Annotated in this window: 13 protein-coding genes; 9 read left to right on the top strand and 4 right to left on the bottom strand. The window is 59.8% G+C overall.

Translation table 11 applies throughout. The features are described 5' to 3' along the window. Positions 1–22 precede the first annotated feature (22 nt). The 3 genes from ACMCNM_RS16125 to ACMCNM_RS16135 all read left to right on the top strand — a co-directional run bounded on the left by ACMCNM_RS16125 (position 23) and on the right by ACMCNM_RS16135 (position 4,246). The gene (locus tag ACMCNM_RS16125) at positions 23–445 is read left to right on the top strand and encodes a hypothetical protein (protein ID WP_099454204.1); all 423 of its coding nucleotides are present in this window, start codon (positions 23–25) and stop codon (positions 443–445) included. A 14-nt stretch (positions 446–459) separates the two neighbouring features. After that, complete coding sequence (locus tag ACMCNM_RS16130) at positions 460–1,077, top strand: dTMP kinase (RefSeq protein ID WP_085272881.1); 618 nt, start codon at positions 460–462, stop codon at positions 1,075–1,077. Between the two features lie 319 nt (positions 1,078–1,396). Beyond that, positions 1,397–4,246: an HD domain-containing phosphohydrolase gene (locus tag ACMCNM_RS16135; RefSeq protein WP_412764910.1), complete on the top strand. Its 2,850-nt coding sequence runs from the start codon at positions 1,397–1,399 to the stop codon at positions 4,244–4,246. Positions 4,247–4,355: 109 nt separating this feature from the next. Here the strand turns inward: ACMCNM_RS16135 and ACMCNM_RS16140 are convergent, their stop codons facing one another. The 3 genes from ACMCNM_RS16140 to ACMCNM_RS16150 form a co-directional block, all read right to left on the bottom strand. Then, complete coding sequence (locus tag ACMCNM_RS16140; RefSeq protein WP_099429294.1) at positions 4,356–4,997, bottom strand: 3-oxoacid CoA-transferase subunit B; 642 nt, start codon at positions 4,995–4,997, stop codon at positions 4,356–4,358. A gap of 8 nt (positions 4,998–5,005) precedes the next feature. Next, on the bottom strand, positions 5,006–5,701 hold the full coding sequence (locus tag ACMCNM_RS16145; protein WP_027593311.1) for a 3-oxoacid CoA-transferase subunit A: 696 nt from the start codon (positions 5,699–5,701) through the stop codon (positions 5,006–5,008). 245 nt (positions 5,702–5,946) lie between these two features. Then, the gene (locus ACMCNM_RS16150; RefSeq protein ID WP_412764911.1) at positions 5,947–6,852 is read right to left on the bottom strand and encodes a LysR family transcriptional regulator; all 906 of its coding nucleotides are present in this window, start codon (positions 6,850–6,852) and stop codon (positions 5,947–5,949) included. A 114-nt stretch (positions 6,853–6,966) separates the two neighbouring features. Between ACMCNM_RS16150 and ACMCNM_RS16155 the strand changes: the two genes are divergently transcribed. The 6 genes from ACMCNM_RS16155 to ACMCNM_RS16180 all read left to right on the top strand — a co-directional run bounded on the left by ACMCNM_RS16155 (position 6,967) and on the right by ACMCNM_RS16180 (position 14,156). Beyond that, a complete protein-coding gene (locus tag ACMCNM_RS16155) occupies positions 6,967–8,157 on the top strand; it encodes a CaiB/BaiF CoA transferase family protein (protein ID WP_412764912.1) in 1,191 nt (396 codons plus the stop codon). Positions 8,158–8,173: 16 nt separating this feature from the next. Beyond that, positions 8,174–9,139: a hydroxymethylglutaryl-CoA lyase gene (locus tag ACMCNM_RS16160; protein ID WP_186678437.1), complete on the top strand. Its 966-nt coding sequence runs from the start codon at positions 8,174–8,176 to the stop codon at positions 9,137–9,139. Next, the gene (locus tag ACMCNM_RS16165) at positions 9,136–9,513 is read left to right on the top strand and encodes a VOC family protein (RefSeq protein ID WP_186678439.1); all 378 of its coding nucleotides are present in this window, start codon (positions 9,136–9,138) and stop codon (positions 9,511–9,513) included. Before ACMCNM_RS16160 ends, ACMCNM_RS16165 begins: the two co-directional genes overlap by 4 nt. 38 nt (positions 9,514–9,551) lie before the next feature. Further along, positions 9,552–10,493 (top strand): D-2-hydroxyacid dehydrogenase, encoded by a 942-nt coding sequence (locus ACMCNM_RS16170; protein WP_412764913.1) that lies wholly within the window; start codon positions 9,552–9,554, stop codon positions 10,491–10,493. A 37-nt stretch (positions 10,494–10,530) separates the two neighbouring features. Beyond that, positions 10,531–11,829 (top strand): C4-dicarboxylate transporter DctA, encoded by a 1,299-nt coding sequence (gene dctA, locus ACMCNM_RS16175; protein ID WP_412764914.1) that lies wholly within the window; start codon positions 10,531–10,533, stop codon positions 11,827–11,829. Between the two features lie 257 nt (positions 11,830–12,086). Further along, positions 12,087–14,156, top strand: coding sequence for a PAS domain-containing protein (locus tag ACMCNM_RS16180; RefSeq protein ID WP_412764915.1), 2,070 nt, complete (start codon positions 12,087–12,089; stop codon positions 14,154–14,156). 48 nt (positions 14,157–14,204) lie between these two features. On the opposite strand, the gene ACMCNM_RS16185 is transcribed toward ACMCNM_RS16180, so the two are convergent. Continuing rightward, positions 14,205–15,152 (bottom strand): AraC family transcriptional regulator, encoded by a 948-nt coding sequence (locus ACMCNM_RS16185; protein ID WP_216642515.1) that lies wholly within the window; start codon positions 15,150–15,152, stop codon positions 14,205–14,207. Positions 15,153–15,334 lie beyond the last annotated feature (182 nt).

Raw genomic sequence — 15,334 nt, forward strand, 5'->3', positions numbered from 1 at the left:
ATGATCCCATGAGGGCTCTATCATGCGCCGATTGATGATGTTGCTCGCCATCACAGCAATCGCAGGTTGCCAGGCGCCCATGCCGGCCGCCAACCCGCAGATGGCCTGGGTCGATTTCTCAGTGCCGTTCCCCAACGACAGGGTGCTGATGGCTGAACGTCTCGACAATCAGCGCCTGCGCGACGGTCGCTTTTTCCAGGTCAGCCCTGGCAGCCATGAGCTGATTGTCCGTTTCGACTTCGAGGCCAGCGGTGGCTCAGGCATGAGCATGATGGGGGGCAGCACCGTTCGCGAATGCTACCTGACCCTCAACTACCCGCACTTCAAGGCGGGCCAGCGCTACGTGCTGGAGGCGCGCTCGATGGCCTTGACGCCGGAGGCGCGGTTATACGATGCCCAAGGGCAGAAGGTTGCAGAGGTGAGCGAGTTCTATTGTCTTATGTGAGTGATACCGGCCGTATGAATCGTCCGCTGTTCGTTTCTCTGGATGGGCCCAAAGGCACCGGCAAGACCACCTTGCTGGAGGCCATTACGAAAGTACTGAGGGCAGGCAACAACAAGGTAATCCGGCTTTGCGAGCGCAATAACGACCCCAACAGGGGTGAAACCATGGCCTTGGTCAACCAACTTGCCAGAAACCCCTGCCGGGAACTGGAATTGGGGGTTTGTGAGCGCTTGGCCGATAGCCGAAGCTGGATCTCACAGCATGTGCTGCCCAAGCAGCCGCCTGGCAGCATCATCCTGATCGATCGCTGGTACCCCTCCGATGCCGCGTTTCGGCGGACAGTGCCGTTTGCGGAGATTCTGCGGTTGAACATCGAGCGAAACGTGCGCGTGCCAGACCTGCATGTAGGCGTGGTCACCGACCCTGAGGTTTCATGGGCGAGGGCTGCGGCGCGCTCGCGTGGGTTGGGGAGCACGGTGATGTTCAACCTGGGGGAACAGGTGGCCAGTACCGAGGCATTCGAGCGGGCGGTGGCGGAGCAGGGGTGGGTGTTGTGCCGGAATGAAGGGACGGTGGAAGAGGCGACAATGCAGGTGGTTTCGCAGATTTACAGGGTGTTGGGATGCCAGTAAACGCTGCTTGATCCACGTGGCGCGTGAAGAGATCCATGGTGGAGTACAAATGTACTCCCAGCTGCCGATTTCGAACCTAGATGACAGTATCAAGGGCCGGGGTGTTACCCGGCCGGGTACGGTCTATGCTCGAACCGTGAATCATGCATTGCCCTTCTACAGCCTGCCTGTTCGTCCTGGCTGATTACACTGTTCGCATCGCCACACATGGAGTACCCGGGATGGACTGCATGTTGATCGCTCGTGCTGCTCTGAAGCCAGGTGGCCTATGGCGTGTGCTTATTGCTACAGCGCCTTCAGGCGGCAGAGGGCCGCAGCCATGAGCAATCCAGGGCGCGGCTATTCCTTGCAATGGCTGGTGGCGTTGGCCATTGTGCTGGGCATGTCGCTGCTGGGCGCGGGGCTTGCCTGGCAGGGCTATCGTGGTGTCCAGCAGACGCTGGTGGCTGCCGCCGGCGACACTGCCCGGCAGTTCGGCAAGACCATCGATGAACGCGCCCGTCGCATGGTTGACCCCGTGCAAAGCAGCATCCGCCTGCTGGCCTTCAACCCGACGGCCAGCACCCTCGCGCAGCGCCTGGAACGGCTACCGCAGCTGGTCGAAAGCCTCAACGCCAACAAGATGCTGAGCGCCGCTTATATGGGCTACCCCAATGGCGAGTTCTTGCTGGTGCGCAGGCTCAAGGACCCGCAACTGCTCCAGCGTTACGCCGCACCTGAAGGAACCGCGTTTCTGGTGCAGAGCGTCAGCAAGGGCGACGACGGCACGCTGCTGGGGGAGTGGCGGTTCTACGACCCGGCGCTGGCGCTACTCAAGTCCGAGGCCAAGCCGAACTACCGCTATGATCCCCGCGTACGCCCCTGGTTCGTCGAAGCATCCGGGCAATCCACCACTGTCTTTACCCACCCCTACGTGTTCTTCACCACCCGCGAGATCGGCATGACCATGGCTCAGCGCAGTGTCGACGGCGGCTCGGTGGTCGGCATGGACGTCTCGGTCGACGACCTGGCCAGCGAAACCCGCGACATGCGCATGACCGCAGGCACCGAGATCGCCGTGGTAGACGGGAAGGGCAGTGTGGTGGCGTACCCGGACCTGGCGCGGGTCATCGTGCATGAAGGGGAGGCCGTGCGCCTGTCCCGTATCACCGAGCTGGGCATCCCGAGCCTGGCACAGCTCTACGCGCACTTGCCCCAGGGCAGCCAGCCTGAAGCGTTCCAGGTGGACGGTGAAACCTGGTACGGCATGCTCGAGCAACTGACGACCCTGGCCGGGCAAGACTTGCAGGTGTTGATTGCCGTGCCGGCCCACGAACTGCTGGCCGACGCACGCAAGGTGCTGGTCGAGCAGCTGCTCTGGGCCGCAGTGCTGATGGGCGTGTTGCTGCCGCTCGGCGGCTTGCTGGGCCGGCGAATCGGCCGCCCGCTGCGCCTTCTGGCCGATCAGGTGCGTGGCCTGGCCAGCTTCGATTTCAGCCGTGAGGTGGGGGTTGAGTCGCAGGTGACCGAGGTGCGTGAGTTGAGCCGGGTGCTTGGTCGCATGTCCGGGACTATCCGCAACTTCCAGGCGATCACCCTGACGCTCAGCCGTGAAAGCCAGTTGGAACACATGCTCGACGGGGTGCTCACCCCACTGGTGGATGCTGCTGGGGCCAGCGCTGGCGCGGTGTACCTGTTCGATGCTGAGCGCGGCGTGTTGCGCCTGGCCGCCGCCTGCCGAGGCGAGGGCTACCCAGAGGCGTTGCCGATTGGCGAGCACGCCCCTGATAAGCTGACGAACGCCGTGACACAGGCCCTGGCACTACAGGGCCGCGGTCACGCGGTGGTGCTCAATGATCGTGGTCATGCGTTGCTCGGCATCCTGGTGCTGCAGCTGGCGAGTGAGCAGGCGCTTGACGAAATGGGCGAACCGTTCCGACGCTTTGTCGAGGAACTGTCCGGCGCTGCTGCCGTGGCAATCGAGACCCGCCAGCTGGTCGAGGACCAGCAGCGCCTGCTCGATGCCATGATCCAGCTGCTGGCCGATGCTATCGATGCCAAGAGTGCCTACACCGGAGGCCACTGCGAACGCGTGCCGCAACTGGCGCAGATGCTGTTGGACAAGGCCGTGGCGGCCGACAGCGGACCCTACGCCGGTTTCACCATGAGCGAGGCCGAGCGTTATGAGTTTCGGGTAGCGGCCTGGCTGCATGATTGCGGCAAGGTCACCAGCCCCGAATATGTGGTGGACAAGGCCACCAAGCTGGAGACCCTGTACAACCGCATCCACGAGGTGCGCATGCGCTTCGAGGTGCTCTGGCGCGACGCCGAGCTGGTGTACTGGCAAGGCGTGGCCAGCGGCGCGGATCGGCAGGTGCTGCAACGTACGCTTGAACAGAACAAGGTTGAACTACAGGAGGCGTTCGCCTTCGTCGCCAAGGCCAATATTGGCGGCGAGTGCATGCAGGACGAAGACGTCGAGCGTTTGCGCCGCATCGGCGAGCGGCGCTGGCAGCGCCATTTCGACAACCGCCTGGGCATCTCCCGCGACGAAGCGGCGCGCTTTGCCGGTGCGCCGCCTGTGCAACTGCCGGTGGACGAACCGCTACTGGCCGACCGCAGCGAACACCGGGTGCCCTGGGGGCCGCGCAAACCACCGGTGGCCAAAGGCGACCCGCGCAATGTCTGGGGTTTCGACATGCGCCTGCCGGCCAATGCCAGCGACCATGGCGAGTTGTACAACCTGTCGATCCGCCGCGGCACGCTGAACGACGAGGAGCGCTTCAAGATCAACGAACACATCGTGCAGACCATCATCATGCTCAGTTCGCTGCCGTTTCCGCGTCAGATGCGGCGTGTGCCCGATATCGCCGGTAACCATCATGAAAAAATGGACGGCACTGGCTACCCGCGGCGGTTGGGCAAGGCAGACCTGGGTATCGCCGAACGGGTGATGGCGATCGCCGATATCTTCGAGGCACTGACGGCGGCGGATCGGCCCTACAAGGCGCCGAAGACTCTGTCCGAATCGGTGAAGATTCTGGTGTTCATGGCACGGGACAACCATGTGGATGGTGAACTGCTGCGCTTGTTCCTGAGCAGTGGCGTGTATCGGGAATATGGCGAGCGGTTCTTGCGGGCCGAGCAGATGGATGAGGTGGATGTGGGGTATTGGTTACAGCAGATCTAGGGGAGCTCTAGCTCGAAATTGCGAACGCGCACTGTAGAATCCGCCTTGGCGGCGATGCGACCGTTTCAGGTCCATTCGCCGGCAGGCGGATACCTACGCTTTGCGCGGATTACTTGATCAGCGGTACGCCACTGAGCTTCTGCAACGCGTCGAAGTCGATGTCGGCACAGATCTCGACCACTTTCAGCCCGTCGGACGTCACGTCCAGCACGGCCAGGTCGGTGTAGATGCGGCTGACGCACCCAATGCCAGTCAGCGGATAAGTGCACTCGGGCACGATCTTGCTTTCGCCGGACTTGGTCAGGTGGTCCATCATCACGAACACCTGGCGGGCGCCGGTGGCCAGGTCCATCGCGCCGCCTACGGCCGGGATCGAGCCTTCGGCGCCGGTGTGCCAGTTGGCCAGGTCACCTTTGGCCGACACTTGGAAGGCGCCCAGTACGGCGATGTCCAGGTGGCCGCCACGCATCATCGAGAAGGAGTCGGCGTGGTGGAAGAAGGCACCCCCGGTGAGCAGGGTCACGTGCTGCTTGCCGGCGTTGATCAGGTCATCGTCTTCTTCGCCCGGCGCGGGGCTTGGGCCCATGCCCAGCAGGCCGTTCTCGCTGTGCAGGAACACTTCCTTGTCGCCCAGGTAGTTGGCCACCATGGTCGGTGCGCCGATGCCCAGGTTGACGTAGGCGCCTTCTTGAATGTCTGCGGCCACGCGCTGGGCCATCTCGGTGCGGGAGAGCTTTTTGGTGATGGTCATGGCAGGCCTCAGACAGCGTTGGCGATCGAAGAAGCGGCAGCGCCGGTGACGGCGACCACGCGCTGGACGAAGATACCCGGGGTGATGATGTGTTCCGGGTCCAGTTCACCGAGTTCGACAATCTGGTCGACCTGGGCAATGGCGGTTTTGGCGGCCATGGCCATGATCGGGCCGAAGTTGCGAGCGGCCTTGCGGTAAACCAGGTTGCCCCAACGGTCACCCTTGTGCGCCTTGATCAGCGCGAAGTCAGCGTGCAGCGGCATTTCCAGGACGTACTGGCGGCCGTCGATCTCACGGGTTTCTTTGCCTTCGGCCAGTAGGGTGCCGTAGCCGGTCGGCGAGAAGAACGCACCGATGCCCGAGCCCGCGGCGCGGATACGCTCGGCCAGGTTACCTTGTGGTACCACTTCGAGTTCGATCTTGCCGGCCCGGAACAGTTCGTCGAAGACATAGGAGTCGGACTGGCGCGGGAACGAGCAGACCACCTTGCGCACGCTGCCCGCCTTGAGCAGCGCGGCCAGGCCGACCTCACCGTTGCCGGCGTTGTTGCTGATGATGGTCAGGTCGCGGGTACCGGTGGCGATCAGAGCATCAATCAGCTCAGACGGCATACCGGCAGTGCCGAAGCCACCGACCATGATGGTTGAACCGTCGGTGATGCCTTCCACCGCGCTGGCGATGGACTCAAACGTTTTATTGATCAAAGCGAGCTCCTGGTTTTTCCTGGAGTAGGGATTGTCGACCTGGCCGGCGCGCTTCGAAGCGACTGGGCCAGTCAGCGCCTAGGAAATGTTTGCTGACTGCCGATAGCGTGCCGCAAGATTGGGCACAAGTAGAGAGAGGGGAACGGATTTTGTGCGATTATCGAACTATTGTGCGGTGTGCGGGTATTGTTGATGGGCATCTCAGCCCAGGTTTTCTTTGAATCGTGCTGGCGTCATTGCGCAAATTACAGGTCGTTTTCTCTACCCGCGAGATACTCGAACAGCTTGGCCGCCTCAGGCGATAGCTGGGTCTCACCTGCAACCCCTACATACAGCGTTCGCATGGCCCAGTCATCGGTGAGCCTGATGGCTTGGATCTGCGTCCCTAGCAGCTCTTTCCTCACTGATGCCAGTGGCAGAACGCCCACGCCAAGGCCGGCCTCAATCATCCTGCAGATCCCATCGAAGCTGCTGACCTGAATGCGAACCTTCAGCATCTTTCCGTTCGCTACTGCTGCGTCAGTCAAGCGCCGCAGCAGGGAACTGCCTTGGTTGAGTGCCACGAAATCGTAGTCTAGCGCGTCCGCCAGCGCTATCTCGCTCGATGCAGTCAGTGGGTGATCAGTGGGCACCAGCAGCACCAGTTGATCACGCCGGTAGACCCTCTTCAACAGCCCCTCAGACGCGACGTTGTCAGCAAAAATCCCGATGTCAGCTCGGCCATTGAAAACAGCGTCCACAATGTCGTCGCTGAGCGCTTCGTCCATCCCTATGCGGACATGCGGGTTATCGGCAAGGTAGCACGCCAGATCCTGGGGTAGAAATTGCACGACAGCAGACGTGTTGGCGGTCAGTCGAACGTGACCCCGCACCCCCATGGCAAAGTCATTTGCATCGCAGGCCATACGGTTGACGCTCTCGAGTATATGCCGAGCGTGATCAGCGATGCCTCGACCCGCTGCAGTCAATTCCACCCCGCGTGGCAAGCGGACGAACAGTGCGCAGTCGGTAATTCGCTCTAGCTCAGACAGGCGCTTGCTCGCGGTAGAGAGCGTCATGTTTGCGCGATGGGCCGCTTGGGTCAGATTGAGCGTTTCTGCCGCGAAGACCAGGAGGCGTAGGGATACCAAATCAACATGTAGAAGGCTCATCAACGGCTCCTAGCCTTTCGATTTTGGAAAGGGTACTGGATAATTTCGCAATTTTCATCATGCACAATGAGAGGGATCATCCTGCCATAACAACCAACAAGAGCGGATGACGCCATGACCCTCCCATTACAAGGCATCAAGGTCATCGAAATGGGGCAGCTGATTGCTGGCCCGTTTGCTGCCAAGATGCTCGCCGAGTTCGGTGCCGACGTTATCAAGATCGAGCCACCTGTGACCGGCGACCCTTTGCGCAAATGGCGCATGCTCCACAACGGAACGTCCGTATGGTGGGCTTCTCAATCGCGTAACAAGCGCTCTATTACGCTGGATCTGCGTCAGGCTGAGGCCCATGATGTGGTCAAACGGCTGGTTGGAGACGCTGATATCCTCATCGAAAACTTCCGCCCCGGCACGCTTGAAAAGTGGGGCCTAGGGTGGGACGTCCTGCGCGAAATCAACCCACGCCTGGTCATGCTGCGTGTGTCTGGCTACGGGCAGAGCGGCCCTTACCGTGACTTACCGGGCTTTGGTGTCATTGGAGAGGCCATGGGGGGCTTACGCCATCTTTCCGGTGAGCCAGGGCGTACGCCTGTGCGGGTTGGGGTGTCGATCGGTGACTCTCTGTCTGCGCTTCATGGGGTGATTGGCGTTCTTCTGGCTTTGCGCCATAGAGAGCAGAACAACGGCGAGGGGCAGCAGGTTGATGTCGCGCTGTACGAGTCTGTGTTCAACATGATGGAAAGCCTGATCCCTGAGTACTCGGTATTCGAGTCCATTCGCCAACCGGCTGGCAGCAGCCTGCCTGGGATCGCACCCACAAACGCATACCGTTGCAAGGATGGAAAGTATGCGCTGATCGCGGGTAATGGGGACAGCATCTATCGCCGCCTGATGGAGAAGATTGATCGTCTCGATCTCGCCAATGATCCTGAGCTTGAGCAGAACGATGGCCGCGTTCGACACGTGGCCCGCATCGACGCTGCGATCTCAACCTGGACGGCCGAGCGCTCGCTTGAAGAAGTCCTGGATGCGCTGAACGATGCGCGCATTCCTGCCGGCAAGATCTACGACGCCGCCGATATCGCAGCCGACCCCCATTACCAGGCTCGTGACATGTTGCTGGCGAGCACGCTGGACGATGGAACACCGGTCACCCTGCCAGGCATCGTGCCCAAGCTCCTTTCCACGCCAGGGCAATTGCGATCAAGGGCACCGACCCTCGGCGAGCACACCGACCACGTCTTGAATGCGTACGGCATCGATGCGCAAACCCGTGAACAGTGGCGCGCACGCGGCATTATTTGAAGTACGGAGTAACCTGATGAAACGTCTATTTATGCAAGAAGTCGCAACCCGTGACGGCTTCCAGAACGAATCAACCTTCATCGAGACGGCTGACAAGATTTCGATGATCGACACGCTTAGCCAGTGCGGCTTCGCCAAAATTGAGGTGACCTCGTTTACCTCGCCCAAGGCGATTCCGGCGCTGCGTGACGCAGAAGCCGTGATGCATGGCATCAAACGCCAGCCCGGAGTCGAGTATACGGTGCTCGTTCCCAATGTCCGGGGTGCCGAGCGCGCATTGGGTTGCGGAATCGACGAGGCCAATCTGGTCATGTCGGTGAGCGAACCCCACAACAGGTCCAATCTGCGCATGACCCGTGAAGACTCCTTTGCTCAATTGAAGGAAGTCGTCTCGGTTATTGGCCAAGGCCCCGTTGCCGTGAACGTGTCGCTCTCTACGGTATTCGGTTGTCCGATGCAGGGCGATGTGGCGTTTTCAGAGGTAATGAGCTGGGTTGCCCGCTTCGCAAATTTGGGTGTGCGTGGGGTTACGCTGTGTGACACCACAGGCATGGCGTTCCCTTCTCAGGTGCAAGCCTTGTCAGCTGAAGTGCTTAAACGCTTCCCTGAACTGCAGGTGACGCTACATTTCCACAACACCCGCGGCATGGCCCTGGCGAACACGTTGGCCGCACTCGAGGCCGGGGTCGATCGGTTTGACGCTTCACTCGGTGGGCTGGGCGGCTGTCCCTACGCCCCGGGCGCGAGTGGCAATGTGTGTACTGAAGACCTCGTTCATATGCTCGACCTGATCGGATACGACACCGGCGTCGACTTGGACAAAATCCTCCTGGCCTCAGCACGCCTACCGGGGTTGATCGGGCACTCAACGCCCAGCCAGATCCTCAAGGCGGGTAAGCGCCTGAACCTGCATCCCATCCCTGATCACGTCCACAACATGACCAAGCAAGTCGTGTCGGCGATACCGGAGGGGGCGAAGTGATTGACCACCTGGACCATCTGGTACTTACCACCATTGATGTCGAGGCGTGCAAAGACTTCTATGTCCGCGTCATGGGCATGCGCATCGAGACCTTCGGGGCAGGGCGCCTGGCGTTCTGTTTTGGCAATCAGAAGATCAATGTCCACGTCCGCGGTCAGGAGTTCGAGCCGAAGGCCCATCTGCCCGTTCCTGGCGCATTGGACTTGTGCTTCATCGCCAGCGTCGGTCTAGAACAGGTGATTGCACATCTGCAGGCCCAGGCGTGGCCGATCGTTGAAGGGCCCATTCAGCGCACGGGCGCCACTGGGCCTATCCGTTCAGTCTACGTGCGCGACCCAGATCTCAACCTGATCGAGATTTCCGAGCTGCTGTGAACGCGCTCGCGTCCTGACAAAATAACAAGAGGTACTTCATGAATATCGTATTCCTGGACGGCGCCAGCCTGCCGTCTGCCATGCCGCGCCCCACATTTGCTAACACCTGGACTGTCCGCGAGCGCACTGGCTCTGACGAGGTGGTCGCTGCGCTTGCAGATGCCCAGGTCGCCATTACTAACAAGGTGAAATTGGGGCGGGTGCAGCTTGAACAACTCTCTGGGTTGAAGCTGATCTGCGTCGCAGCGACCGGTTATGATTGCATCGACATCGCAGCGTGCAGGGATTTGGGCGTTACCGTTTGCAATGCACCGGCTTACTCAGCGGTAAGCGTTGCTGAAGCAGTTGTCGCCTCGCTGTTCGCACTCCGCAGGCGCCTCTTCGAATACCGTGAGGCCGCGTCACGTCACTGGCCCACCTCCAATCACTTCTGCGTGCACGGTACGCCGATCCTCGACATCCGGGGCGCCACCCTGGGTATTGTGGGGCGCGGTGATATCGGAAGTAGGGTGGCCCGGTTGGCTTCAGCGCTCGAGATGAAGGTGATCTTCGCCGAGCATCGCGGCGCGGCCACTGTCCGTGACGGTTATGTCTCGTTCGAAGACATGCTGCAGCAGTCGGACGCCATTACGCTGCACTGCCCGCTGACCGCGCAAACCCAGCATCTGATCGGCGCACCGCAGCTTGCTCAGATGAAGCCCGGAGCCCTGTTGATCAACACCGCTCGTGGGCCGCTCATTGACGAACACGCACTCCTCGAAGCCTTGCACTCCGGTCACCTCGGTGGCGTTGCGCTTGATGTGCTGGATGGAGAGCCACCGCGCGCTGATCACCCATTACTGAACTGCCATCTGCCAAATCTCATCATCACGCCTCACGTCGGCTGGGCAAGCCAGAGCAGCGTATCCCGCCTCAAGGACATCTTGCTTTCGAACATCCAAGCCTTCGCCGCAGGGAAGCCGATCAACGTGGTCTGCTGACCGCACTAGCACTTACAACTTGAACAGGTAGAGCGCCATGACAAAAACAATCAGCTCTTCATCCGATATTCCTGACGCCCCGGTGATCAAACGCAAGCCATTTTATCACCATCTCTACGTGCAGGTTTTAGCGGCGATCTTGCTGGGTATCCTGCTGGGGCACATAAGCCCAGGTCTGGGTGAGCAGATGAAGCCGTTAGGCGATACGTTCATCAAGATGATCAAGATGCTGATCGCGCCGATCATCTTCTGCACCGTCGTGAGCGGCATCGCCAGCATGCAGAACCTCAAGAAGATCGGTCGTATTGGCTTCAAGTCTCTCGTGTATTTCGAAGTCTTGACTACCTTGGCACTGATTGTTGGCTTGATAGGTGTAAACCTGTTCAAGCCTGGGGTAGGGATGCACATTGATCCCGCTACGCTTGATGCATCCGCTATTGCTGGCTACACCAAGGCGGCACACGATCAAAGCGTTGTTGGCTTCCTGACACACATCATTCCCACCACAGTGTTTGGCGCCTTCGCTGACGGCGAGATCCTTCAGGTACTGTTTATCTCTGTGTTGTTCGCCTTTGGGCTCCAGCTGCTAGGGCCTATCGGCAATCCGCTGTTGGCGACGATTGATCTGGTTGCTCAAGCGTTCTTCCGGATGCTCAAAATCGTCATGTACGTGGCACCGCTGGGCGCTTTCGGTGGCATGGCATTCACGGTGGGCAAGTACGGTATCGGATCGCTCGCGGCCTATGGAAACCTGCTGATCTGCTACTACGTGACCGGCCTTGTGTTCGTGTTCGTGATCTTGAACCTTGCCGCTCGGCTGGCTGGTTTCAGCCTCTGGAAGTTTTTGAAGTACATCAGGGAAGAGCTGTTTCTGGTGCTCGGCACATCGTCCTCTGAGTCCGCGCTGCCGCGACTCATGACCAAGCTTGAGAAGCTTGGCTGCGAGAAGTCCACGGTGGGCCTGGTGGTGCCGTCAGGCTATTGCTTCAACCTGGACGGTAGCTGCATCAACATGACAGTGCTGGCCATCTTTATCGCCCAAGCCCTGGATATCGATGTATCGCTCTATCACCAGATAACGCTGCTGCTCATCCTGCTGCTGACTTCCAAGGGTGCAGCGAGCGTGACCGGGGGCGCGTTTATCACGCTGGCTGCGACGCTTGGCTCCATCGACGTCATTCCCGCTGCCGGCCTGGTGTTGGTGCTGGGCGTCTACCGGTTCATCTCTGAAGGCGGTGCACTGATCAATGTGATTGGTAACGGTGTCGCCGCACTGTTTGTGGCTCGCTGGGAAGGTGTTCTCGATCAAGAACAACTCAAACGCGAGCTGGGCTAGGTTTACGTGCTGGCCTTCCTAATGCCTGCCACGCACAGGTAGCAGGCGGGCTGGCGCGTAACTTTTCAGGTATGAGGCAAGCATGCCTCAGCCGTTCCGGTGTAAGCGCTATATGAGATATTCCGCGTGGAGTACAAATGTACTCCACGCGAGTGCGCTTCCAAAAGGCGAAGCGCTGTGCTCGCTATCGCTCGGCATCACGCTTTAGAATCGCCTCCAGTGACACGTCGCTCATAAGCGTAAGAAAGAGGCAATTTATGGATCGCGAAGGCGCCGGCTCTTCAGGAGACTTGGATGCTCCCGCATCACCCCATCAGGAGTCCGCGTTTCCGACGAGCGCTTTGGAGCGCCTGCAATTGGCGCTCGATGCTGGCGCGATCGTTGGAACGTGGGTGTGGAACATCCTTGACAACCAAGTGACTGCGGATGAGCGATTCTCGCGATCTTTTGGACTTCCAGCAGATAAATGCCTGGCGGGTATCCCGATTGAGGAAGCCTTCGCCTCTATTCACCCTGACGACCGTGAACGTGTCTCTGCCGATATCGAAGAGGCGATGAGCCGCGGGGGGGCCTACCGGTGTGAATACCGCGTCAGACAGCATGATGGCAACTACCGTTGGATTGAGGCTAATGGTAGAGCTGAGCTTGACGATGAAGGCCGCGCTGTTCGGTTCCCTGGCGTTCTCATGGACATTGAGTCACGCCGGTCAGCAGAAGCTGAGCGCGACAGGATGTCAGCGTTGCTTCGTACCTTCACTGCTGCCGTTCCGGGTGTTGTCTACGCAAAAGATCTAGCGGGGCGGCTGATCGTTGCCAACGATGGTGTCACCCAACTGGTTGGCAAGCCACCGGAGCTCTACCTGGGCAAAACCGATTTGGAGTTTTTGGAAGACAAAGCCCAAGCACGCCAGATAATGGAAACCGATCGGCACATTATGCAGGGCGGGCAGGCCGTTCAGATCGAAGAACGTGTCGACATGCCGGATGGCACAGCCACCTACTGGCTTTCGGTCAAAGCGCCACTGTGTGACGAAGCAGGCGAGGTCATGGGGCTGATCGGCTCATCCATCGATGTAACCGCGCGAAGAAATGCCGAGGCGGAGCTGCTTGAGCTCAACCGCACTTTGGAAGCGAGGGTTGAAGAAGCTGTGGCCGAGCGAGAAGCGGCGCAAGCAGCGCTGCGTCAATCGCAAAAAATGGAAGCGGTCGGCCAATTGACCGGAGGCATCGCACACGACTTCAACAATCTGCTGGCGGGCATCACGGGGAGCCTTGATTTGATCAAGCTCCGCTTGAAGCAGGGACGTATAGCTGATGTAGAGCGCTACCTGACGGTGGCCCACGGTGCGGCGAATAGGGCGGCCTCACTCACTCACCGGCTGCTAGCGTTCTCTCGCCGCCAGACACTGATGCCTGTTCATACCAATGTGAACACGCTCATCAGCGATATGGAGGAGCTAATAAGTCGGACAGTAGGGCCAGCCATTCAACTCAAGGTGGAGCTCCGCGCGACATCGAGTACCTGCCTGGTCGACCCGGCCCAAGTGGAGAACGCGCTGCTGAACTTGTGCATCAACGCGCGTGACGCGTTGAAAGGCGGAGGGTCAATCGCCATCAAGACCTACAACGAGGAACTGGTGCAAGGGGCCGAGCTGGATCCGGAATTGGAGCCTGGCACCTACTTCACAATCTGTGTCGCCGACGACGGTCTCGGCATGAGTACCGAAACGCTCACTCGAGTATTTGAGCCGTTCTTCACGACCAAACCCGTAGGGGCGGGCACCGGGCTTGGGCTGTCCATGATTTATGGCTTTGCCAAACAATCGGGCGGGCAAGTCAGGATCGAGTCGGAAGAGGGGCGAGGAACCCGGGTATTCCTTCAATTACCCAGCCTTGCAGCCAGCGTCGAAGCTGCACCTCGCGCAGAGTCCTTGCCTGAATCGCCAATGGCCTTGCCAGGCGAGACGGTACTGGTCGTCGATGATGAGCCCTCCGTCCGCATGTTTGTGAGTGAAGCGCTGGGTAACTGCGGCTATATCGTCATTGAGGCCGCCGACAGTCTAGCGGGCCTTCAATTACTGCGTTCGGATACCCGCATCGATTTGCTGGTGACCGACATTGGCCTCCCAGGAGGCATTGACGGCAGGCAGATGGCCGATGCCGGGCGCTGTACTCGGTCGGGGCTTCCGGTGTTGTTCATGACCGGGTATGCGCAGCCGCACGTCTTGGACAATGCCCAGCTTGAGCTCAACACGGCTGTGCTGACGAAACCGTTCACGCTTGAAGCGTTGACGTTGAACGTTAATGCTTTGCTCAAGCGTAGCTAATCGGTACTTGTAGTATCGCAGCTTGGGCGGCTTATCCCGCGTCGGGGTTCACGCCACGATAGGCGTGGAGATAGCTGTTCTCTCCGCGCTTAGGCGCAGCTCTGCGATATCACGTTTGGGCGGCATGCCGAACTGGCGCCCGTACTCGCGGCTGAACTGCGAGGGGCTCTCGTAGCCGACCTTGAAGGCAGCGGTGGCAGCATCCAGGTCTTCGTTGAGCATCAACCGTTTCGCCTCGTTCAACCTCAGCCATTTCTGGTACTGCAGCGGGCTCATGGCGGTGAGCTGACGGAAATGCTGATGGAAGGTGGAGAGCCCCATCTGCACCTGGGAGGCCAGCTCGTCCACTCGCAAAGGCGCGGCGTAGTTCAGCTTCATCCAGTCGATGGCTTTGGCAATTCGATGGCCCTTGCTGCCTACGGAAGCGATATAGCGCAGTAGAGGGGCCTGGTTACTCAACAGCAAACGATAGTGGATCTCTCGTTGAATCAGGGGCCAGAGCACCGGTATCGCATCCGGCTCCTCTAGCAGCTGAATCAGACGGGCGAAGCTCTCCAACAATTTCGGGCTCAGTTCACCCACGCCAGCGCTGGTATGGAAGGACTGACCGTTCACAGGAAGACGACCATCGTGCGCGATCAGCTCCGCCAGCGTGCGCAGGTCGAGCTTGAATACCAGGCCGAGACAGGGTGCTGCATCGCTGGCCATCGTCACCGCTGAGTTGGCGGGTATGTTCAGCGAGGTGACCAGGAAGCGAGTCGTATCGTAGGGGAAAACGTCGCTGCCGATGACCATTTCCTTGGCGCCCTGCACGACCAGCACGATGCTCGGCTCGACGATGCAGGTGATCGGTGGGGCTGGGGCGTTACGTCGGTACACGCTCAGGTCTGCAATGCTTGTCGCGAAATCGCCAGCAGTGGGCGCGTGGGCGCCGATGACCCTGCACAGCGTGGCCATTGGGTTCGTGCTTGAAGGCGTTAATGCGTGGGTGGCCATGGCGTGGGTTCCGATCATCGTATGGCAAAACATTACTTTCATGTCACTTCCCCTGTCCATGTCCGGTGACCAGGGGCTGGACATTTAGGCAAGAAAACTACCCGTTTGCTCTACTGGTGTGCTGGTTTATGCGAGGAATATTGGCGGCAGTTGAGGCCCGTGCACTTTGAGATTGATACAAC

This window comes from Pseudomonas sp. NGC7 (assembly GCF_047159675.1).
GTDB classification, from domain to species: Bacteria; Pseudomonadota; Gammaproteobacteria; order Pseudomonadales; family Pseudomonadaceae; genus Aquipseudomonas; species Aquipseudomonas kermanshahensis.

What these genes read in the sequence shown, in the direction of transcription:
- ACMCNM_RS16185 (WP_216642515.1), bottom strand. Translation starts at nt 15,152, where the DNA reads ATGGCCACCCACGCATTAACGCCTTCAAGCACGAACCCAATGGCCACG.
- ACMCNM_RS16170 (WP_412764913.1), top strand. Translation starts at nt 9,552, where the DNA reads ATGAATATCGTATTCCTGGACGGCGCCAGCCTGCCGTCTGCCATGCCG.
- ACMCNM_RS16135 (WP_412764910.1), top strand. Translation starts at nt 1,397, where the DNA reads ATGAGCAATCCAGGGCGCGGCTATTCCTTGCAATGGCTGGTGGCGTTG.
- ACMCNM_RS16155 (WP_412764912.1), top strand. Translation starts at nt 6,967, where the DNA reads ATGACCCTCCCATTACAAGGCATCAAGGTCATCGAAATGGGGCAGCTG.
- ACMCNM_RS16140 (WP_099429294.1), bottom strand. Translation starts at nt 4,997, where the DNA reads ATGACCATCACCAAAAAGCTCTCCCGCACCGAGATGGCCCAGCGCGTG.
- dctA (WP_412764914.1), top strand. Translation starts at nt 10,531, where the DNA reads ATGACAAAAACAATCAGCTCTTCATCCGATATTCCTGACGCCCCGGTG.
- ACMCNM_RS16125 (WP_099454204.1), top strand. Translation starts at nt 23, where the DNA reads ATGCGCCGATTGATGATGTTGCTCGCCATCACAGCAATCGCAGGTTGC.
- ACMCNM_RS16150 (WP_412764911.1), bottom strand. Translation starts at nt 6,852, where the DNA reads ATGAGCCTTCTACATGTTGATTTGGTATCCCTACGCCTCCTGGTCTTC.
- ACMCNM_RS16180 (WP_412764915.1), top strand. Translation starts at nt 12,087, where the DNA reads ATGGATCGCGAAGGCGCCGGCTCTTCAGGAGACTTGGATGCTCCCGCA.
- ACMCNM_RS16130 (WP_085272881.1), top strand. Translation starts at nt 460, where the DNA reads ATGAATCGTCCGCTGTTCGTTTCTCTGGATGGGCCCAAAGGCACCGGC.
- ACMCNM_RS16160 (WP_186678437.1), top strand. Translation starts at nt 8,174, where the DNA reads ATGAAACGTCTATTTATGCAAGAAGTCGCAACCCGTGACGGCTTCCAG.